Source organism: Aliiroseovarius sp. S253, from assembly GCF_049800855.1.
Lineage (GTDB): Bacteria > Pseudomonadota > Alphaproteobacteria > Rhodobacterales > Rhodobacteraceae > Aliiroseovarius.
On sequence record NZ_JBNAFW010000001.1, the window covers coordinates 1,088,373 to 1,107,962 of the forward strand.

Below are 19,590 nucleotides of genomic sequence, written 5' to 3' on the forward strand. Positions count from 1 at the left end.
ACCACATGACCGACCTTATCAACGCCATCGACCAGCGCGGGTTAATCCGTGACAGCTATGTGATCGAAGGGATCACGCCGGGTGAATGCCGTTCAATCTTTCTGGACTGGGCGCTTTTTGAGGATCACGAGATGCCTCAGCCCGAGCGGATCAAGACGTTGCTTGCGCATTACGGACCCAAGGCACCAGATCACCCAATGACCGACGTATTACGCGCGGCGCTGGAAGACGCTGCACCGCCTAAACGGCGTGGTGGGCGTGCAGGGCGTGTCGGCTGAAGCCATATTTTGGTCTTTAAACGGTCGATGCGGAATCCGGCTTTCTGACCTCCAACGTCCCGAAACTTCAAAATAATACATGACAGCGATGCAGGGGCCGGTCCAGACTGGTCCCAATCAGATATGATTGGGCGCATCGGAGATCCCGATTTTGAACGCCCTGCAGAGTCGAGAGTGGGAGTTTGATGGACGCGATAGCATTTACGACTGAGATGGGGGTCGTACTGGGCCTTCTAGGATTTACAGTATTTCTGTTTGTTTCCGAGATTATTCGAATAGATTTAGCCGCCTTGCTTGTGCTCGTGACCGTCGGCATCCTGAGCTACCTCCCGGGGCTCGAGACGTTGGCCGACGTCAATCACCTGTTTGATGGGTTCGCCTCCAACGCCGTAATTTCAATCATTGCTGTGATGATCGTGGGGGCGGGGCTTGATCGCACCGGGATCATGAACAAGGTCGCCGCAGCCATCCTGAAACACGGCGGCACATCTGAAGCGCGCGTGCTTCCAATTGTGTCTGGGACCGTCGGGTTCATTTCAAGCTTTCTGCAGAACGTCGGAGCGGCGGCTTTGTTCCTGCCGGTGGTCAGCCGGATTTCCGTACGGTCGGGCATTCCACTCAGCCGCCTCCTAATGCCGATGGGGTTCTGTGCAATCCTTGGGGGGACAATGACCATGGTCGGATCGTCGCCTCTGATTTTGTTAAATGACCTGATCCTGACCGCCAATGAAGGCCTGCCCGACAATCTGAAGATGGAACCTTTCGGGCTGTTTTCCGTTGCGCCCATCGGGGCTGCATTGATTGCGACGGGGATCTTGTACTTTCTGGTGCTTGGGCGCTGGGTGCTTCCGGTTTCGTCTGATCCGCTCGAACCAAGCTCGGGACAGGGAACGACCGAGTATCTTGAGCGCGTCTATGGGCTTCACGCGCAGGTCTTCGAAGTGGATGTGCCTGCTGACAGCCCTCTGGTCGGGCAGATCCTTGCCGACATCAACAACGAGAATAACATCTATATCATCTCGACCTTTTATCGCGGTAAAGCGTCGATGATCCAGATTTTGACCGCTGAGATTGCCGCCCCGTGCCGGTTGGCCATCATTGGCAGTGATCAGGCGGCTCACGATTTTGCAGAACGGTACAAGCTGACGGTTCGTCCAGATCTGGATGTATTTGTCGAAGAGTTCGCCCCGACCAATGCCGGTGTCGCCGAGCTGGTTATCCCGCCGGATTCCAAACTGATCGGCAAAAGCCCTCGGGACATTTTGTTGCGGAAAACCTATGGGCTGGGGCTTATGGCTATTCATCGCGGGGAAGAGACGCTGAGCCATGTGAAGACAGAAGACCATGAAGCAACCCAGATCGGTCTGGTCCAATTTCAGGCGGGCGACATGTTGGTGGCGCATACGCGTTGGGATAACCTGACAAGGCTGAAGCGTGATCGGGATTTCATCGTGGTGACCGCCGACTTCCCTCAAGAAGAGCTTCGGCCTCACAAGGTCAGCTGGGCGCTGTTTTTCTTCCTGATCTCGTTGTCGCTGATCCTGTTCACCGACGTGCGCCTGTCACTGTGTCTTTTGACCGGAGCTGTGGGGATGATCCTGACGCGGGTGCTTAGCATTGACGAGGCCTATCACGCAGTCGGGTGGAACACCGTATTTCTGTTGGCCAGCCTGATCCCGTTGGGGCAGGCGGTGCAGAACACCGGGACGGCAGAGTGGATTGCTCAACAGATTCTGATGGTGCTGGACGGGTGGCCGATCTGGTCACTTCAGGCCGGGATAGCCATTTTGGCGACGGTATTTTCTTTGGTCATGTCCAATGTTGGGGCGACAGTTCTGCTGGTGCCTTTATCCGTCTCTATCGCGGTGGCGGCCGGTGCAAATCCTGCGGTTTTCGCGCTGACCGTTGCGATCTCGACCTCAAATTCCTTCATCATCCCGACCCATCAGGTGAATGCCCTGATTATGGGGCCTGCGGGGTATAAGGTGATGGACTTCGTGAAAAGCGGGGGGATCATGACGATCCTGTTCTTGATCGTCTCGATGGTGATGTTGAACATCGTTTTCTAAGGGAAGCGCCGCATGGCGACGCTTCTTTCCTACGCTTAACCCAGTTCGTCTTTCGGCCGCATCATCAGCCAGATCAGCGAGGCGCCAGCCAGCGCAAGGAAGGGCACCATGGCGATGTTTACGGCGCTCCAGCCTTCGACAGCGCTGCCGCCCGAGCAGTTCATCAACCCGCCCGAGGCCAACGAGGCCACGGTCACACAGCCGAAGACGATCATGTCGTTCATGCCTTGAACGCGGCCGCGTTCCTCGGGGGCATGGGCGCCTGCCAGCATTGACGTTGCGCCGATGAAGCCGAAGTTCCAGCCTACGCCCAGCAGGATCAGCGCGATAAAGAAGTTCTCAAGCTCGACCCCTTGCAGGGCGACGATACCGGCGAGCCCAAGAATTGCTAGACCAGCAGCAATGACCATACGCGTGCCAAAACGGGCAATCAGATGGCCGGTAAAGAAACTGGGGACAAACATGGCCAGCACGTGGGCCGTTACCACATTGCCTGCCATATCGGTTTCAAACCCGCAGCCCACGACCGCCAACGGGGTCGAGGTCATGACAAGGTTCATTAGCGCGTAAGATACCATGCCGCAAATGATCGCCACGGCAATCACTGGGTCACGCAAAAGCTCCATCCGGGTACGACCCTTGGGCGCGTCCGCGTGCGGTTTTTCGGGCTTGGGAATGTCCAGCCCCAGAAACAGAAGGGATCCCAGAAGGTTGATCACAATGATCGTCAGATAGGCTCCTAGGAAGGGCACGACCATCGCGTCATTGGTCAAGTTGAACAGTTGAGGCCCGATGATGGCGGACGCCAAGCCGCCTGCCATAACGTAGGAAATTGCTTTGGGCCGGAACGCAGCCGAGGCGGTGTCGGTGGCCGCAAAGCGATAGAACCCTTGCGCCGATTGATACAGGCCCATGAAGAAGGAGCCGATCAGGAAAATCGTGAAGTCGGATTGCATCAAGCCATATGCGCTGATCGCAGCACCAACCGAGCCGCCGAGCGTGCCCAGCCAGAACCCGATCCGACGCCCGAAGGTCTGCATGACCCAAGCTACGGGATTGGCAAAGATCATCGAGCCGCCCACCATCAAGGAAATCGGCAGGGTCGCCCAGCAGGGATTTGACGCCAGTGATTGCCCGGCCAGACCGGCCATCGTGAAAATCATCGGCATCTGCGCACCCAAAATGGCCTGCGCAAGCACAAGGATGGTCACATTACGCTTGGCGCGCGCGTCGTCGGCAGGTGTCAGGGTCGCATCGGTCATGCGCATATGCGTATCCATGCATGCGGGCTTTGACCAGAGCGAAATTGTACCCCTGAATGTGGGCGGTTGTCGCAGTCAGACTCGATCAATCAGGTGGGCGAAGCTGCCGGACACATGGCCCTCGATCAGCCCCAACGGGGCCAGGGCGCGACCTTCGGCGTCTGTGGCATCAAACAGAGGCGCGCCTTCGGCCAGAAGCGTCGTGGCGTAGTGGAACTCGTGCGCATTCCAGCGCCCGGCGAAGGGACCTTGGTCTGCATGCAGTGACCGGTAGCCAAGGTGAAGCTTGCGCTTGGCAAAACTGGTCTCCAGTCCCAGAAGCCCCAGCATTTCATGGCGATCGCCGTTCTTGTCGGTAATCGCGCGGCCAAGGGTCATATAGCCACCGCACTCGCCATAGATCGGGCAGGTGGCGAACTGCATGCCGTGTTTGAAGGTCTGCGCCGCCGCCAGCTTTCCCGCATGAAGTTCGGGATACCCGCCGGGAAGAAAGATGAAATCAGCGTCCGGGGCAGGTGCCTCGTCTGCAAGTGGCGAGAAGGGCAGAACCTCGGCCCCGGCGGCGCGCCAGTCCGACAGGATATGTGGATAGGCAAAGGCAAACGCTTTGTCGGAAGCGACTGCGATCCGTTGTCCTGGAGGTGTCAGGTGGGTTGCTGCGCCCGGTGCATCCGATGCGTAGCCGGCCAAGGCCACCAGCGCGTCAAGATCAATCGCGGCTTCAACCACATCCGCGACACGGTCCAGATAGGCCTGCAGATCAGGATGCTCTTCGGCCTGAACCAAACCCAAGTGACGCGAGGGATGCTCCAGCCCCGCCTGACGATAAACGGCCCCCAGAACTGGGATCAGGCTATCTTGTAGGCTGGCGCGCAGCATCGCTTCGTGCCGTGGGCTGCCCACGTGGTTCAGGATGACGCCCGCAACGCGCACTTCTGGATCGTGTTGGGCGAAGCCGTTGACCAAGGGCGCGACCGAATGCGCAAGACGCGCGCAATCGACCACTAGAACGACAGGAAGTCCGAAAGTACGTGCCAGATCTGCGGTTGCGCCACGCCCTTCCGGCGGCGCGCCGTCAAACAGGCCCATCGCCCCTTCGATCAGCAAAAGCTCCGCCCCGGAACGCGCCAGATCATGCAAACGCGCTGGCCCCATGGCCCAAGCGTCCAAATTGGGGCATTCGCGCCCACAGGCGGCGGCGTGAAACCGGGGATCAATATAGTCCGGGCCGGATTTCGCGCCGCTGACATCCACGCCACGACGCGATAGCGCGCGTAGCAGTCCAAGGGTCAGGGTGGTCTTGCCGCTGCCCGACGACGGCGCAGACAGGATCAAGCCGGTTGGCGACGACATCAGCGATCCTCGGCTGGACGGCCACGGCCCAGTGGGTCTGTGTCGCGGGGTTCCAGACCTGCGGCCAGCGCTTGCCAGTCCAAGGCCTGTCGCATCAAGACAGCACGTCCCACGCAGATGATCGCAGGGGCACCAATGCCTTCGCGGTCTGCATCTTCGACGCAGGTGCCAAGCGTGGTTTCCAGCACGCGCTGATCCGGTGTCGTCGCGTTCATGGTGATTGCGACGGGCTCGTCTTCCGGGCGGCCTGCGGCGATTAGCTCGTACCGGATACGGTCTAGATGCTTCATACCCATATAAATAACAATGACTTGCGATCCGCGGGCGATCGCGGACCAGTTTAAGGAACCGGTGGCGTTACCAGACTGGTCGTGGCCGGTGACGAAGGTCACGGATTGGTTCACATCACGATGAGTGACCGGGATGCCGGCATAGGCCAGCCCGCCGATTCCGGCAGAGATGCCTGGAATGATGCGAATGGGGACTCCGTGTTGAACAAGCGTCTGGCCTTCTTCACCGCCGCGCCCAAACACAAACGGATCGCCGCCCTTCAGGCGCAATACTCGTTTACCCTCGCGGGCCAGATCCACCAGCCTTAGCGAGATGTCGCGCTGCTTGGCCGAGGGCTTGCCCCCGCGCTTACCAGCATAGATCACTTCAGCTTCGGGGCGCGCCCAGCTGAGGATTTCGGGCGAGACCAGCGCGTCATGCACGATCACATCCGCCTGCATCAATGCATTCACCGCGTGAATGGTCAGAAGGCCGGGATCTCCGGGTCCAGCACCGCACAGCCAGACCCAGCCGGGTTCCAGCGTGGGCCAGTCATGGCCGGGCAAAACAGGGACGGTATATGCATGCGAGTCAGTCATGCGCCCCTTATGCACCTGTTGGTCGTCCGCGAAAAGCGTAACTGCGACCTCACAGAACGGATTGGCGGCGCGGATTTGCGCGCCTATAGTCGTTGGAATGGAAAAGACTGACCCTCAGAAACTGCGCCGCGGCTGGACCACTGGCGCCTGTGCAACTGCCGCTGTGAAGGCGGCGTTGGATGCGTTGTGGGGGCAGGGTGCGCCTGCCCGTGTGACGATCACCTTGCCGCGTGGGGAAACCCCGGATTTTCTGATCTACGACCTGATTTCGGGGGATAACTGGGCGGAAGCAGCGATTGTGAAGGACGCGGGCGACGACCCTGATGTAACCCACGGCGCGGTAATCCGGGCGCGTGTGGCGCCCGCCAAGCCGGGACAGGGCGTGTTCTTTGTGGCCGGAGAAGGCGTGGGTACGGTGACAAAACCCGGCCTGCCGATTCCTGTCGGCCAGCCTGCGATCAACCCTGTGCCGCGCCAGATGATTAAAGGCGTCGTGCACGAAGCTGCTGCGAGCTACGACCAAGCTGCTGACGTAATCGTAACCATCTCGGTCGAAGATGGGGCGGCGCTGGCGGAAAAGACATGGAACCCGCGGCTTGGCATCAAGGGCGGGCTGTCGATACTGGGAACCACAGGTATTGTGCGACCATTCTCTTGTTCGGCGTGGATCGCTTCGATCCACCGGGGCATTGATGTGGCGCGGGCAGAGGGACTGCCCCATGTTGCAGGCTGCACGGGGGCGACCTCGGAAAAGGTGGTGCAGGAGCTTTTTAGCCTATCTGACGGTGCTATGATCGACATGGGCGATTTCGCGGGTGGAATGTTGAAATATCTGGCACGCAACCCAATTGACCGTGTGACCATCGGGGGCGGCATTGGCAAGCTGACAAAGCTGGCACAGGGCGCACGGGATTTGCATTCAGGCCGCAGTCAGGTGGATTTTGATGTGCTGGCAGAATGGCTGAGTGATCCCGAGGTTGTTGACATGAACACATCTCTGCAAGCCTTTGAGAAGCATGGAGAAGTAATGTCTTCCATGATTGCTGACAAGGCGCGGGAACAGGCAATCCAAATCCTGCGTGGCGCGCCGATTTCCGTGGATATTGTCGTCATCGACCGAAAGGGCGAGATCATCGCGCAAGCCCTGTGAAGATCCTTCTTTTGGCGGGAACCGGTGAAGCGCGCGTTTTGGCGAAGCTCTTGGCGGGTCAGGGGCAAGATGTGCTGGCGTCCTTGGCTGGTGTGACATGCACGCCCTTGGCTTATCCGGTGCCGACCCGCGTGGGCGGCTTTGGCGGCGAGGCCGCGCAGCGTGCTTTCATGATTGACCAAGATTTTGATGCGGTGGTGGATGCAACGCATCCCTTTGCGGCGCAGATTTCAGAGCGTAGTCAGAGAATTAGTAAAGAACTTACAATGCCTTATACTCGACTGTTAAGGCGCGAGTGGCGCGCGGAAGAGGGCGATAATTGGCAGTTGATCGACATGCCGGACGAAGCGTCATCACGCATTCCACCCGGAGCGCGGGTGCTTTTGGCGACAGGAGCGGTCTCAGTCTCGGAATGGGCGGGGCTGGCCGATTCCCGCACGCTTTTCTGCCGCCGCGTGGACGAGACTGACCAGCATTTTCCCTTTGAGGGCGGCTGGATTGTCGGACGCCCACCGTTCTCGCTGGAAGAGGAGCTGGACACGCTGCGCAATCATCGTATCACCCATCTGGTCAGCAAAAACGCTGGCGGGCCGACCGGTGCCAAGTTGTTAGCAGCGCGCCAGTTGGGGCTGCCGGTGGTGATGCTAAACCGGCCCGCACTTCCTGATTGTGATCGTGTGGAGACCCCGGAAGAGGCGTTGGCATGGCTGACCATTCTAAAAGCCTGATCCAAGGGCAGGGCTGTCTACAACGCGAGGCGCGCGCGCTTTGCGTGATCGAGCCGCGTTTTCGACCCATTTTCGATCAGTTGGACGAGATCCCACTGCGCCTGCGCCCGGATGGGTTCGCAGCGCTGATGTTTGCCATCGTGGGGCAGCAGGTCTCGACCGCATCTGCCGCGGCGATTTGGGGCAGGGTGCAAGAGGCCGGGTTCGAGGATCCCGAAACCGTCGGCCGTGCCAGCGATCAGGCCTTGGCGGATGTGGGTTTGTCACGCCCGAAAATCCGCTATGCCAAGGCCTTGGCTGAGGCTGGGATTGATTATCCAGCGCTGCATGAACAGCCAACGGATCAGGTGATCAAAACCCTGACTGCCGTGACGGGCATTGGAATGTGGACGGCCGAGATTTATGCGCTGTTCGCGCTGGCCCGCGCGGATGTATTTCCAGCGGGTGATTTGGCCCTGCAAGAGGCCGCAAAACGGCTGTTTGACCTGCCCGAGCGGCCCAAAGAAAAGGCCATGCGCATCATGGCGCAGGACTGGTCGCCCAACAGGGGCGTTGCGGCGCGGTTGCTCTGGGCCTATTACCGCATGGAAACAGAACGCGAAGGGATAGGCGAATGACCCGCATCTTGGAAAGCAAACGGCGCGAAGCGGCCTCGGGCACCACGAAATCGGTGGTGGTGTTTTTGCACGGCTATGGCGCGGATGGCGCGGATTTGCTGGGGCTGGCCGATCCCTTGTCGGAACACATGCCCGACACGACCTTTATCGCCCCCGACGCGCCTGAGAAATGCTTGGGCAATCCGATGGGATACCAGTGGTTCCCGATCCCTTGGCTGGACGGATCGTCGGAAGAAGACAGCATGCGCGGCGTCGAAATGGCCACCGCTGACATCAACGCCTTCCTTGATCAGGTGCTGGAAGATGAAGGCATCGAGCCCTCGCAACTGATCGTTTTTGGCTTCTCGCAAGGCACGATGATGAGCCTTCGCGTGTTGCCCCGCCGGGATGAACCGATTGCTGGCTTGGTGGCGTTTTCCGGCCGGATGCTGGAGCCCGATCAGTTCGCCGAAAACGTGGTGTCGAAGCTGCCGATCCTGCTGGTGCATGGCGATCAAGACGACATGGTGCCTCCGGGTCATTTCAGCGAAAGCGGTGAAGTGCTGCAAGCTGCTGGGTTTGAGACCTATGGCTTCATCATGAAAGGCACGGGGCATGGGATCGCGATGGATGGCCTGTCCGTGGCGCTCAGCTTCATGCTGGACAATCTGGGGATGACCCCAGCAAAGGCCGCCAACTGATCACATCTGGCCCGCCGCCTGTCACATCCCTGAGATAATCCGATGATATCCCGCTGATGACCCCATATGTTGGGGTTGTCAGGTTGTTCTATCAATATATAGTCAACCTATAAGCATGGGGCGGGTGTCCCGCCCCGACAACCGATTGAGGATGTAGACGGGCGAGGATTGGATGCGTCATGGATGGAGACTTCAGGACTGATTTTGTACGTGAAGGCGGGGGCGTCAAACAGCACTCGGCTTTGGTGTTAAACGCGGATTTCAGGCCTTTGTCCTATTATCCGCTGTCCCTGTGGCCTTGGCAGGAAGCTGTGAAGGCGGCGGTGCTGGACCGGGTCAACATATTGGCTGAATATGACGAGGTGGTCAGAAGCCCGTCAATCGAGCTGAAGATCCCCTCGGTTGTGGTTCTGAAAGACTATGTGAAACCTCAAAAGCGCGTGGCCTTCACGCGCTTTAATTTATTTCTAAGGGACGAATTTTGCTGCCAGTATTGCGGCGCGAAGGGGGATCTAACCTTTGATCACGTGGTGCCGCGTGCTTCAGGGGGAGTGACCAGTTGGGAGAACGTGGTGGCGGCCTGTCAGCGGTGCAACTTACGTAAGGGCTCGAAACCCTTGCGGCATTCAGGGCTGTCTCTGCGCAAGCCCGCGCGTCAACCAACAGCAGAAGAGCTGCGCAATGTCGGGCGTAAGTTCCCGCCCGGCCACTTGCACGCCAGTTGGATGGACTTTCTGTACTGGGATACGGAACTCGACGCCTGAACTGTCGGATTTCGCATGACGGCGCGGGGCTGACCCGCTAGCGTCCTTGCAAACAGCAGGGAGGCCACAATGTCAGATCCGTTTTTCACCCCCGTTTCAGGTTTCGATCTGCCGCGTTTCGCGGGCGTGCCGACCTTCATGCGGTTGCCCCATGTAGACTTTGACCACCCTCGGTTTTCAGACGTACAGGTCGGATTGATCGGTGCGCCTTGGGATGGCGGTACGACAAACCGCCCGGGGCCGCGTCACGGCCCGCGCCAGCTGCGCGATATGTCCACGATGATCCGTGCGCAAAACGGGGCGACGGGCGTGCGTCCATTCGAGGCGCTGAAATGCGCGGACCTTGGAGATGTTGCCCCGAACCCGGCAGATGTTATGGATAGCCTGAAGCGGATGGAGGCGTTCTATGCCCGTGTTCACGCTGCTGGCATCCGTCCCCTTACGGGGGGCGGAGATCACCTGTGCACCCTTCCGATTCTGCGTGCACTGGCCAAGGACGGACCGGTTGGCATGGTGCATTTCGACAGCCATACGGACCTATTCCATTCGTATTTCGACGGCACCATGTACACCCACGGCACGCCCTTCCGTCGTGCGGTTGAGGAAGGTCTGCTGGACCCGAAACGTGTGGTTATGATCGGCATCCGTGGTACAGCCTATGACGATGAAGATCGCGACTTTGCTGACAGTGTGGGCATCCGGGTGATTCCCATCGAAGACTTCCATGCCCGCGGTGTTGACGACGTTATGGCCGAAGCCCGAGAAATCGCCGGTCAAGGCGCGACCTATGTTAGCTATGACATTGATTTCGTTGATCCCGCCTATGCTCCAGGAACGGGTACGCCCGAGGTGGGCGGACCGAATTCCTATCAGGCGCTTCAGGTCGTGCGTGCTTTGCAGGGTTTGAACATCGTCGGCGCTGATTTGGTTGAGGTGTCGCCCCCCTTTGATCCCAGCGGCGCGACCGCATATCTGGGTGCATCGATCATGTTCGAACTTCTATGCGTTATGGCGGGGCAGGGCTGATCCCTGACCGTCATTTACTTGTGACCCGCCACAAGGATGCTAGACTTGAGCGAATGAAGCGGTTAGAAGGCCGTTGAGTAGAATAGTTAGCGCTAACATATCTGGAGTTACCAATGGTCTCGCGTGTCATTCCTGTCGATCCTTTTGATCTGGTGATTTTTGGGGGTACAGGGGACCTTTCGCGTCGCAAAATTTTGCCCGGTCTGTATCGGCGGTTCCGAGACGGTCAGATGCCCGAAGGGGCGCGCATCATCGGTGCCGCACGCAGTGATTTGGACGACGAGGGCTTTCGCGATTTCGTGGAAGAGGCCGTGCGCAGCTTTGTGTCCAAGCGCAAATGCGACCCGGACACGCTGTCCGCGTTTCGCGAAACGCTGTTCTATGTGCAGGTGGATGCTCTGGGCGACGATGGCTGGGCAGAATTGAAGGCAAAGAGCCATCCGGATCGAGTGCAGGCGTTCTATTTCTCGGTCGGGCCGAGTCTGTTTGGACCGATTGCTGAACGCCTTCATACCAAAGGTATCGCGGGGCCACAGGCGCGGATCGTGGTTGAAAAGCCCTTTGGACATGACATTGAAACGGCCCGTGCTTTGAACGCCACCTTGGCCGAGCATTTCGACGAAAGCCAGATCTACCGCATTGACCACTATCTTGGAAAAGAAACCGTGCAGAATTTGATGGCGCTGCGGTTTGGCAATATGCTGTTCGAGCCGCTTTGGAATGCCCAGTACGTGGACCATATCCAAATCACTGTCGCCGAGACCGTCGGGGTTGAGGGGCGCGGCGGATACTATGATAAATCGGGCGCGATGCGCGACATGGTTCAAAACCACCTGATGCAGCTTCTTTGCCTGACCGCGATGGAGCCGCCCTCGAAATTCGATTCGGATGCGGTGCGCGATGAAAAGCTGAAAATTATCCGTGCGCTCGATCCGGTGGCCCCTGAAGACTTGGTGCGCGGGCAATATGCGGGCGAAGACGATACCGCGTCGTATCTGGTTGATGCGGAAACCGACAAAAGCGACACGGAGAGCTTTGTGGCCATGAAGCTGCACATCTCGAACTGGCGTTGGAACGGCACACCTTTCTATCTACGCACCGGCAAACGCCTGAAGGCGCGGATGTCCGAGATCGTCGTGCGCTTCAAAGAGCCGCCCCATTCCATTTTCGAAGCTGATACGGGCCAATCCGCCAACGAGCTTTCCATTCGACTGCAGCCCAACGAAGGCATGGACCTGAAAGTTACGATCAAAGAGCCGGGGCCGGGCGGAATGCGCCTGATCGACGTGCCATTGGATATGACCTTTGCCGAGGCTTTGGGTGAGGAGATCGCAGATTCTCCTGATGCTTATGAACGCCTGATCATGGATGTGATCCGCGGCAACCAGACGCTGTTCATGCGCGGAGATGAGGTCGAAGCCGCCTGGGCCTGGACTGACCCGATCATTGAAGACTGGGAACATCGTCGGGACAAGCCAATCAGCTATGACCCGTTCTCGACCGGGCCGGAAGAGGCGCTTATGCTGCTTCACAAGGATGGCCGCCGCTGGAGGGAGATTCGCGAATGAATCTTGTAGAATACCCCGATCGAGACATGATGATGTTGGATCTGGCCGATGTGCTGGCCTCCGAGCTGACCTCAATGTTGGATCACGAAGACCGGGCATCTCTGGCAGTGCCCGGAGGCACAACGCCGGGGCCGGTTTTCGATGCGCTCAGCGCTGTGGATCTGGATTGGGCGCGAGTGGATGTTCTGCTGACGGACGAACGCTGGGTGCCGGAAGACAGTCCGCGTTCGAACACGGCGCTTTTGCGCAAACGCCTGTTGGTTGGGCCAGCGGCCAAGGCCAATCTAGTGCCGCTCTATGCAGACAATCCGCGCCCCGAGGATGCCTTGCCCGCGCTGTCGCGTGGGATTGAGGCAATCACTCCAATCTCGGTTTTGTTGTTGGGTATGGGCGAAGATATGCACACGGCCAGCCTGTTTCCGGGTGCCGATCATCTGGATGAAGCACTGTCCCGCCACGCACCGCCTTTGTTGCCAATGCGTGCACCGGGCGCGGATGAACCTCGTGTGACGTTGACCGCCCCCATTTTGAACGGGGCAATGTCGAAGCACCTGCTGATCCTTGGCGACGCGAAGCGTGCTGCGCTTGATAAAGCGATGGCCGAGAAACACACCCGTCTTGCGCCGGTAAAGGCCGTGATGTCGGATATGACCGTACATTGGGCGGAATAAACGCGGGCGAACGCCAAGCCCCTGGGGAAGATTATGAGTATTGAAACGCTGATTGCCCATTATGGCAAACTGACCGAAACGCCTATTCAGGACTTGTTCGACGCTGACCCAAATCGGGCAGCGCGTTACAGCTCTGAGGGTGCCGGTTTGTTCTTTGACTGGTCGAAAACGGGTCTGGATGATCAGGCCGTTGATTTGCTTTTGTCCTTTGCCGACGAAGCAAAGGTGGCAGCTTGGCGCGATCAGATGTTTCGAGGCAGCAAGATTAACCTGACCGAAGATCGTGCAGTGCTGCACACAGCCCTGCGTGCAGGGCCCGAGACCGAGGTGCACCTGGATGGCGAGGACGTCATGCCGGGTGTTCACGACACACTTGCGCGGATGCGGGATTTTGCGACGCGTTTGCGCTCGGGACAGATCCGTGCGCCGGGGGGCGGTCGCTTCCGAGATGTGGTGAATATCGGTATTGGCGGATCGGATCTTGGCCCAGCTATGGCCACTCAAGCGCTTTCGCCTTATCACGACGGGCCGCGCGTGCATTTTGTGTCCAATGTGGACGGGGCACAGATTGCGGATGTTCTGGGTGCGCTCAATCCGGCGGAAACGCTGATCTTGGTGGCCTCGAAAACTTTCACAACCATTGAAACCATGACCAACGCCACGACGGCGCGCGATTGGTTATTGCGTGATGTACCTGCCGATGTCGTTGGTCTGCATTTCGCGGCTCTGTCGTCGAACTTGGAAAAGACAGGGGAATGGGGCATCGCTGCCGAGCGGGTCTTTGGTTTCGAAGACTGGGTCGGTGGGCGCTATTCGATGTGGGGGCCCATCGGTCTGTCGCTGATGATCGCGATCGGAGCAGATAGGTTTGAACAGATGCTGGGCGGTGCCCGCGCGATGGACGCGCATTTCCAAACGGCCGAAGGCCGTGCGAACATGCCGCTCATGCTGGCTTTGGTCGGGTTTTGGCATCGTCAGGTTTGTGGATATACGACCCGCGCAGTGCTTCCGTATGAACAGCGGCTAGCGCGACTGCCCGCCTATCTTCAACAGCTCGAGATGGAGAGTAACGGCAAGCGCGTCGCGTTGGACGGCACGATGCTGGATCTTCCGTCCGGCCCGGTGGTCTGGGGCGAGCCGGGAACAAACGGTCAGCATGCGTTTTATCAGCTGATCCATCAGGGCACGGATATCATTCCGTGCGAGTTCATGGTCGGGGCAGTGGGGCACGAGCGCGATCTGGTGCATCAGCATCAGCTTTTGGTCGCCAATTGCCTTGCTCAGTCGCAGGCCCTGATGTTGGGCCGCAGCCTGTCAGAAGCGCGCGAGATGATGCACGCGAAGGGGTTTGAAGGGGACGAGTTGGAGCGCCAAGCGGCCCACCGTGTCTTCCCCGGAAACCGCCCATCCACCACCTTGGTCTATCCCAAGCTGACACCCGAAACGTTGGGGGCGATCATCGCCCTCTACGAGCACCGCGTTTTTGTGGAAGGGGTGCTTCTTGGCATCAACTCGTTTGATCAATGGGGGGTAGAGCTTGGCAAGGAACTTGCCGTTGCGCTTGCGCCGGTCTTGCGGGGGGAAGCATCGGCCGATGGGCTGGACGGATCCACTCAGTCTCTTATTGAGAGATTGGATCAGTTAAGTGATGTAAGATCCTGATTAATAGTAGTAATCAGGCAGCGTTCACCGTTCCGCCGGAATGCGCCAACAGGTGAATGGCATCATAGACTTGGCTGCGAATGGGGCCAGCCTCCATCAGCACTTCGTGTTCACACCCCTGCATCAGTTTCAGCTGGCCGTTATGCCAGCGCCCCATCACATCGTGGATCGGGTCCGTTTCAACAATGCGCTCCTGAGTTCCCAAAAACGTAATGCATGACGTGCGCGGCGTAGCCAGTTTCATCAGGTCCGTGGTTTCGCGAAGTGCGGCATAGAGCCAGCCAGCCGTTGGTCCCCCAAGCGTCAGTTCGGGGCGAGAACTGGCCTGAAGCTGCATCAGCGCGTACATCTCGGGGTCGGTGGTCAGCATGTTGTCTTCGAACGGCTGGATGTCGACATAGGTCTTGCGTGCCGTGCCGGGGGTCAGCATCAGTTTCCAAGGTGTCTGGTGCAGGGCCCAAGAGATGCCCCATGCGATGGGACGCAATGCCGAAGCGATGGTGATGCCCCACATGGGCGCGCTGAAACACGCGCCTTTAACGTCCAGCCCTTCTTGCAGCGACCGCAGGCCTATACAGCCACCCATGGAATGCCCCAGAAGGATCAAAGGGCGGGGCAGGTCCAGTTCTTCAGCCAGCGCCATCATGGCGGCGACATCCAACTGATACTCTGAGAAGTGCCCGACATGGCCTAGAAGCCGATCTTGGTCGGCGCGGTCCGACAGGCCCTGTCCCCTCCAGTCAATGCTGAGGGTCGAAAAACCTCGTTCCGCCAACTCAGCAGCGATCAGGCCGTATTTTTCAATATATTCCGTGCGCCCAGGAAACAGCAGGACGGTGCCGGCGTTGCCGACGCCTTGTGCTGCGGGCCAAAGCCCCAGACGGATCCGTACTCCGTCCGAGGTGTTACGCCAGAAAGCCCGGCCATTGGCCGGGCCTTGCGCGATATCGTCGAACAAAGGGGCGTCAGAATGTTCCATGCCACGTGTCCTAATCGTTACTTTGGGGGAACCCAACAGGTGGTCAGGCCAGCACAGCACCCAACTGCATGGCAAGGCCCATGTTGCCGTCTACGGCCAGTTTACCAGTCATGAAGGCGGTGGTCGGGTTCAGTTCGCCCGACATCATGTCTTGGAAAACGTCGGCATCCGCAGTCAGGGTCACGTCAGCCTCGTCATCGCCAGCACGTACGCCGTCAGCGTCGATGATAATACCACCTTCGCCATTGATAACGAACTTGGCGGTGCCGCCGTCAAATCCGCCGCCTACTTTATCGCTCAGAGCGGCCACAGCCGTGTTGATCACATCGCTCAATTCTATTCCTCCGAAAATGGCCCGTTGGGCATGGATGTCCTGATCATGCTAGATCAAAGTTTCCGTGCGCGTAAACCTGTTTTCGGGCGCCCGACGCAAGGGAACTTACCATAATTGTTACTCCCATTGCGGGATACACGCGAAAGTCACTGTGCCCGAAGCGTTTTGCACGCTAACATTCCTTATGCGCATGTTTTCGCTGATCTTGATGTTTGTGGTTTTGGTGGGGGGGATCCCAGCATCTTCTGCGCTTGCTCAAGATCGGCAGCAGCAGTTGGACAACCTGTTTTCACAGCTGCAAGCCGCGGATGACAGCAACTGGCAAGCTTTGGAGAACGAGATATGGGAACTTTGGTCCCGATCCGGCTCGGACGCGATGGATTTTCTGTTGCAGCGTGGTCAGAACGCGCTTGAGAACGGAGATCTGGAGCGCGCAATTGCCCATCTCAGCGCGTTGACGGATCATGCGCCCGGTTTTGCCGAAGGGTGGAACGCGCGCGCCACAGCATTCTATCTGTCTGGCGAACTAGGGCTTTCCCTGAATGACATCGCGCAAACCCTGTCGTTTGAACCGCGCCATTTCGGAGCGTTGACGGGGCTAGGCTTGATCCTGGAAGAGCTGGGAAATGAAACCCGTGCACTCGAAGCTTATCGGCACGCCCTTGCTATACATCCGCACAGTGACGACATAAAAGGCGCCGTGGCCCGTTTGGAACAGAAACGGGCAAAGGATATTTGACCGCCTGACATCGGGGCGGTGGCGTCGAAAGGGCAGAACATGGTTTCCGACAGCGCGCGAGGTGGCCCGCGGATCACTGCCGTTCTGGGTCCGACAAACACCGGCAAAACGCATTATGCGCTTGAGCGGATGCTGGGCTATCGCACAGGCGTCATTGGCCTGCCTCTGCGCCTTTTGGCGCGCGAGGTTTATGACAAGCTGGTAAGCCTTCGCGGCCCCAATGCGGTGGCGCTTGTCACAGGCGAGGAACGCATTGTTCCCGACCGCGCCCAATACTGGGTTGCCACGGTCGAGGCCATGCCGTTGGGGCTTGGGGCCGAATTCGTTGCCATCGATGAAATCCAGCTATGCACGGATGCCGAGCGGGGGCATGTCTTCACGGATCGCCTTCTGCACATGCGCGGCACGCAGGAAACCTTGTTTCTAGGGGCCGATACGATGCGGCCTGTGATTGCCGGGCTGATCCCTGATGTACAATTCCTGCACCGTGAACGGTTTTCCGAGCTGATCCATTCTGGGTCCAAGAAACTCAGCCGGATGCCAGGACGGTCGGCGATCGTCGGGTTCTCGGTCGACAACCTGTATGCCATTGCAGAACTGATGCGCCGCCAGAAAGGGGGCGTGGCCGTGGTGATGGGCGCACTCAGCCCTCGTACGCGAAATGCGCAGGTCGAAATGTATCAGAACGGAGACGTCGACTATCTGGTCGCCACCGACGCCATCGGTATGGGGCTGAACCTTGATATCGACCACGTGGCGTTTTCGGCCCTGACTAAGTTTGACGGCCACCGGATGCGGCCGCTTCTGCCCAGCGAGCTGGCGCAGATCGCGGGCCGGGCAGGGCGACATATGAACCACGGCTCGTTCGGAGTGACGGGCGAGGCGCCGCTGCTGTCTGACGAGGTCGCGGATGCAATCTGTTCGCACCAATTTGCGCCCGACAAGAAAGTCTTCTGGCGGAACCGAGATCTGTCCTTTGGCACGATACCGGCGTTGATCCGCTCGCTTGAAGCGCCGACCGGCAACGATTGGCTGACCCGTGGACGCGATGCGGATGACGTTATGGCGCTGAAGCTTCTGGCCAAAGATGCCGAAGTGACCGCGCGGGCGACCGATGGGCGCTCGGTCTCGCTGTTGTGGGAACTGTGCCAACTGCCAGATTTCCGGGGCATCAGCCACGGCGAACATGCGGGGCTGATCACGCAGCTTTTCAACGACATTCACCAACATGGCAGGGTCAAGCGCGACTGGTTCGCGCGACAGGTCAAGCGCATTGACCGCACCGATGGGGACATTGATGCGCTGTCGAAACGCTTGGCCTTTATCCGCACGTGGACCTATGTGGCGCAACGCCGCGACTGGTTGGACGATGTTAGCCATTGGCGCGGCGAGACTCGTGCTGTAGAAGATCGCCTGTCGGATGCTTTGCACGAGCGCCTGACCCAAAGATTTGTTGATCGGCGCACAAGCGTTTTGCTGCGCCGGTTGAAGCAGAAGGAGAGCCTTGTGGCTGACGTGAACGATAAAGGTGAAGTGACGGTAGAAGGCCAGTTTGTTGGCCGATTGGAGGGGTTCCGGTTCAGCCAGGACACCGCCCAAACACCGGAAGAAGCCAAAACCCTGCGGGCAGCCAGCCTGAAGGCCTTGGCGCCAGAGTTTCACCTGCGGGCGGACCGTTTTTATAACGCGCCCGACACCGAGATGGACTTCACCGAACAAGGTGGCCTGATGTGGGGCGAGCATGCCGTGGGCAAGCTGGTCAAAGGTGATGACGTGGCCAAGCCGCGCGTACAGGCTTTCGTCGATGATGAAGCCGGTGCCGATGTCGCCGAAAAGGTCACCCGCCGTTTGCAGCATTTCATCGACCGCAAGGTGCAGGCGCTGTTCGAGCCTCTAACCACGATCGAAAAGGACGAGACCCTGACCGGCATGGCCCGTGGCTTCGGCTTCCGCATGATCGAAAATCTGGGCATCATCCCGCGCGATCAGGTTGCGGGCGAGGTCAAGGATCTGGACCAAGACGCCCGTGGCGCGCTGCGCAAACACGGTGTGCGCTTTGGTCAGTTCACGATCTTCATGCCGCTTCTGCTGAAACCCGCGCCGACTCGTTTGCGTCTGGTTCTGGACGGCTTGTGGAAAGGTCTGGCAGAATTCCCCGAAAGCCCGCCCCCCGGTCTGGTGACGATCCCCGTGGTCGAGGGCGTGGACAGCTCAGCTTACCTTCTGTCGGGTTATCGCCCCGCAGGTGCCCGCGCGATCCGCATCGACATGCTGGAACGTCTGGCCGATCAACTGCGTGTGGAAGACAGCCGTGGCGGTTTTGAAGCCAAGGCTGATATGCTGTCGATCACCGGTATGACGCTAGAGCAGTTCGCTGACTTGATGCAGGGTCTGGGCTATAAGGCCGAGAAGGGTGAGCGCGAGAAAGTCAAAGCGGTGGCCGAGGGTGCTGCTGAAGCGCCCGCCGCCGAAGCTCCGGCTGATACGTCTTCCGCCGATGAAGCACCCGCTGAAGCAGCGCCCGAAGCCTCTGAAGCTCCTGCCGAAGACACCGGCCCTGAAATGGAAGCCTTCTTCACCTTCACATGGGGTGGCTTTGGCCGTGCCCGTCAGGGTGGCGCTGGTAAACCCCGTGGCGAACGCGGACAGGGCAAGCCAGGCGGCAAGCCGCGTGGTGATCGTTCGGGCGGCAAGCCCAAGCGGGGCAAGGGTCCGAACAAAGGCCCGCGCGACATGAAGCCGAAAAGCTATCAGTCGGGCCCGAAGAAGGAAAAAGCCATCGATCCGGACAACCCCTTTGCAGCGGCCCTGATGGGTCTGAAAGACAAGGGCTAAGCCGCG

Annotated in this window: 18 protein-coding genes; 13 read left to right on the forward strand and 5 right to left on the reverse strand. The window is 59.0% G+C overall.

The window, feature by feature from the left end; genetic code table 11:
- Window positions 1–5 precede the first annotated feature (5 nt).
- Together ACP15F_RS05370 and ACP15F_RS05375 are read left to right on the forward strand one after the other, a co-directional pair.
- Window positions 6–278 carry a hypothetical protein gene (locus ACP15F_RS05370; RefSeq protein WP_424939794.1) on the forward strand — a complete coding sequence of 91 codons (273 nt, stop codon included), beginning with the start codon at window positions 6–8 and terminating at the stop codon, window positions 276–278.
- A 185-nt stretch (window positions 279–463) separates the two neighbouring features.
- Window positions 464–2,347, forward strand: a complete 1,884-nt coding sequence (locus ACP15F_RS05375; protein WP_424939795.1) for an SLC13 family permease — start codon at window positions 464–466, stop codon at window positions 2,345–2,347.
- 35 nt (window positions 2,348–2,382) lie between these two features.
- Here the strand turns inward: ACP15F_RS05375 and ACP15F_RS05380 are convergent, their stop codons facing one another.
- The 3 genes from ACP15F_RS05380 to cobA all read right to left on the reverse strand — a co-directional run bounded on the left by ACP15F_RS05380 (window position 2,383) and on the right by cobA (window position 5,831).
- On the reverse strand, window positions 2,383–3,609 hold the full coding sequence (locus tag ACP15F_RS05380) for an MFS transporter (protein WP_424940949.1): 1,227 nt from the start codon (window positions 3,607–3,609) through the stop codon (window positions 2,383–2,385).
- Window positions 3,610–3,684: 75 nt separating this feature from the next.
- Complete coding sequence (locus ACP15F_RS05385) at window positions 3,685–4,962, reverse strand: cobyrinate a,c-diamide synthase (protein ID WP_424939796.1); 1,278 nt, start codon at window positions 4,960–4,962, stop codon at window positions 3,685–3,687.
- Entirely contained in the window at window positions 4,962–5,831 is an 870-nt protein-coding gene (gene cobA, locus ACP15F_RS05390; RefSeq protein WP_424939797.1) for a uroporphyrinogen-III C-methyltransferase, read from the reverse strand. Before cobA ends, ACP15F_RS05385 begins: the two co-directional genes overlap by 1 nt.
- 97 nt (window positions 5,832–5,928) lie before the next feature.
- On the opposite strand from cobA, the gene ACP15F_RS05395 reads away from it, so the two are divergent.
- From ACP15F_RS05395 to pgi, 9 genes are all read left to right on the forward strand, one after another.
- A complete protein-coding gene (locus ACP15F_RS05395) occupies window positions 5,929–6,981 on the forward strand; it encodes a cobalt-precorrin-5B (C(1))-methyltransferase (protein ID WP_424939798.1) in 1,053 nt (350 codons plus the stop codon).
- Window positions 6,978–7,709, forward strand: a complete 732-nt coding sequence (locus ACP15F_RS05400; RefSeq protein ID WP_424939799.1) for a precorrin-6A/cobalt-precorrin-6A reductase — start codon at window positions 6,978–6,980, stop codon at window positions 7,707–7,709. The genes ACP15F_RS05395 and ACP15F_RS05400 overlap by 4 nt, the downstream gene beginning before the upstream one ends.
- Entirely contained in the window at window positions 7,685–8,326 is a 642-nt protein-coding gene (locus ACP15F_RS05405; RefSeq protein WP_424939800.1) for a DNA-3-methyladenine glycosylase family protein, read from the forward strand. The genes ACP15F_RS05400 and ACP15F_RS05405 overlap by 25 nt, the downstream gene beginning before the upstream one ends.
- Window positions 8,323–9,006 carry an alpha/beta hydrolase gene (locus ACP15F_RS05410; RefSeq protein ID WP_424939801.1) on the forward strand — a complete coding sequence of 228 codons (684 nt, stop codon included), beginning with the start codon at window positions 8,323–8,325 and terminating at the stop codon, window positions 9,004–9,006. The genes ACP15F_RS05405 and ACP15F_RS05410 overlap by 4 nt, the downstream gene beginning before the upstream one ends.
- A gap of 179 nt (window positions 9,007–9,185) precedes the next feature.
- On the forward strand, window positions 9,186–9,770 hold the full coding sequence (locus tag ACP15F_RS05415; RefSeq protein WP_424939802.1) for an HNH endonuclease: 585 nt from the start codon (window positions 9,186–9,188) through the stop codon (window positions 9,768–9,770).
- 69 nt (window positions 9,771–9,839) lie between these two features.
- Window positions 9,840–10,796, forward strand: coding sequence for an agmatinase (gene speB, locus ACP15F_RS05420; protein ID WP_424939803.1), 957 nt, complete (start codon window positions 9,840–9,842; stop codon window positions 10,794–10,796).
- Between the two features lie 113 nt (window positions 10,797–10,909).
- Entirely contained in the window at window positions 10,910–12,364 is a 1,455-nt protein-coding gene (zwf, locus tag ACP15F_RS05425) for a glucose-6-phosphate dehydrogenase (protein ID WP_424939804.1), read from the forward strand.
- Complete coding sequence (pgl, locus tag ACP15F_RS05430; RefSeq protein ID WP_424939805.1) at window positions 12,361–13,035, forward strand: 6-phosphogluconolactonase; 675 nt, start codon at window positions 12,361–12,363, stop codon at window positions 13,033–13,035. Before zwf ends, pgl begins: the two co-directional genes overlap by 4 nt.
- A 33-nt stretch (window positions 13,036–13,068) precedes the next feature.
- Window positions 13,069–14,697 (forward strand): glucose-6-phosphate isomerase, encoded by a 1,629-nt coding sequence (gene pgi / locus ACP15F_RS05435; protein ID WP_424939806.1) that lies wholly within the window; start codon window positions 13,069–13,071, stop codon window positions 14,695–14,697.
- A 13-nt stretch (window positions 14,698–14,710) separates the two neighbouring features.
- On the opposite strand, the gene ACP15F_RS05440 is transcribed toward pgi, so the two are convergent.
- Both ACP15F_RS05440 and ACP15F_RS05445 read right to left on the reverse strand, forming a co-directional pair.
- Complete coding sequence (locus ACP15F_RS05440) at window positions 14,711–15,676, reverse strand: alpha/beta hydrolase (RefSeq protein WP_424939807.1); 966 nt, start codon at window positions 15,674–15,676, stop codon at window positions 14,711–14,713.
- A gap of 43 nt (window positions 15,677–15,719) precedes the next feature.
- Window positions 15,720–16,010, reverse strand: a complete 291-nt coding sequence (locus ACP15F_RS05445; protein ID WP_424939808.1) for an SCP2 sterol-binding domain-containing protein — start codon at window positions 16,008–16,010, stop codon at window positions 15,720–15,722.
- A gap of 190 nt (window positions 16,011–16,200) precedes the next feature.
- Here ACP15F_RS05445 and ACP15F_RS05450 point away from each other — a divergent pair, with 190 nt between their 5' ends.
- The gene (locus ACP15F_RS05450; RefSeq protein WP_424939809.1) at window positions 16,201–16,749 is read left to right on the forward strand and encodes a tetratricopeptide repeat protein; all 549 of its coding nucleotides are present in this window, start codon (window positions 16,201–16,203) and stop codon (window positions 16,747–16,749) included.
- A gap of 39 nt (window positions 16,750–16,788) precedes the next feature.
- Complete coding sequence (locus ACP15F_RS05455; RefSeq protein ID WP_424939810.1) at window positions 16,789–19,584, forward strand: helicase-related protein; 2,796 nt, start codon at window positions 16,789–16,791, stop codon at window positions 19,582–19,584.
- Window positions 19,585–19,590 lie beyond the last annotated feature (6 nt).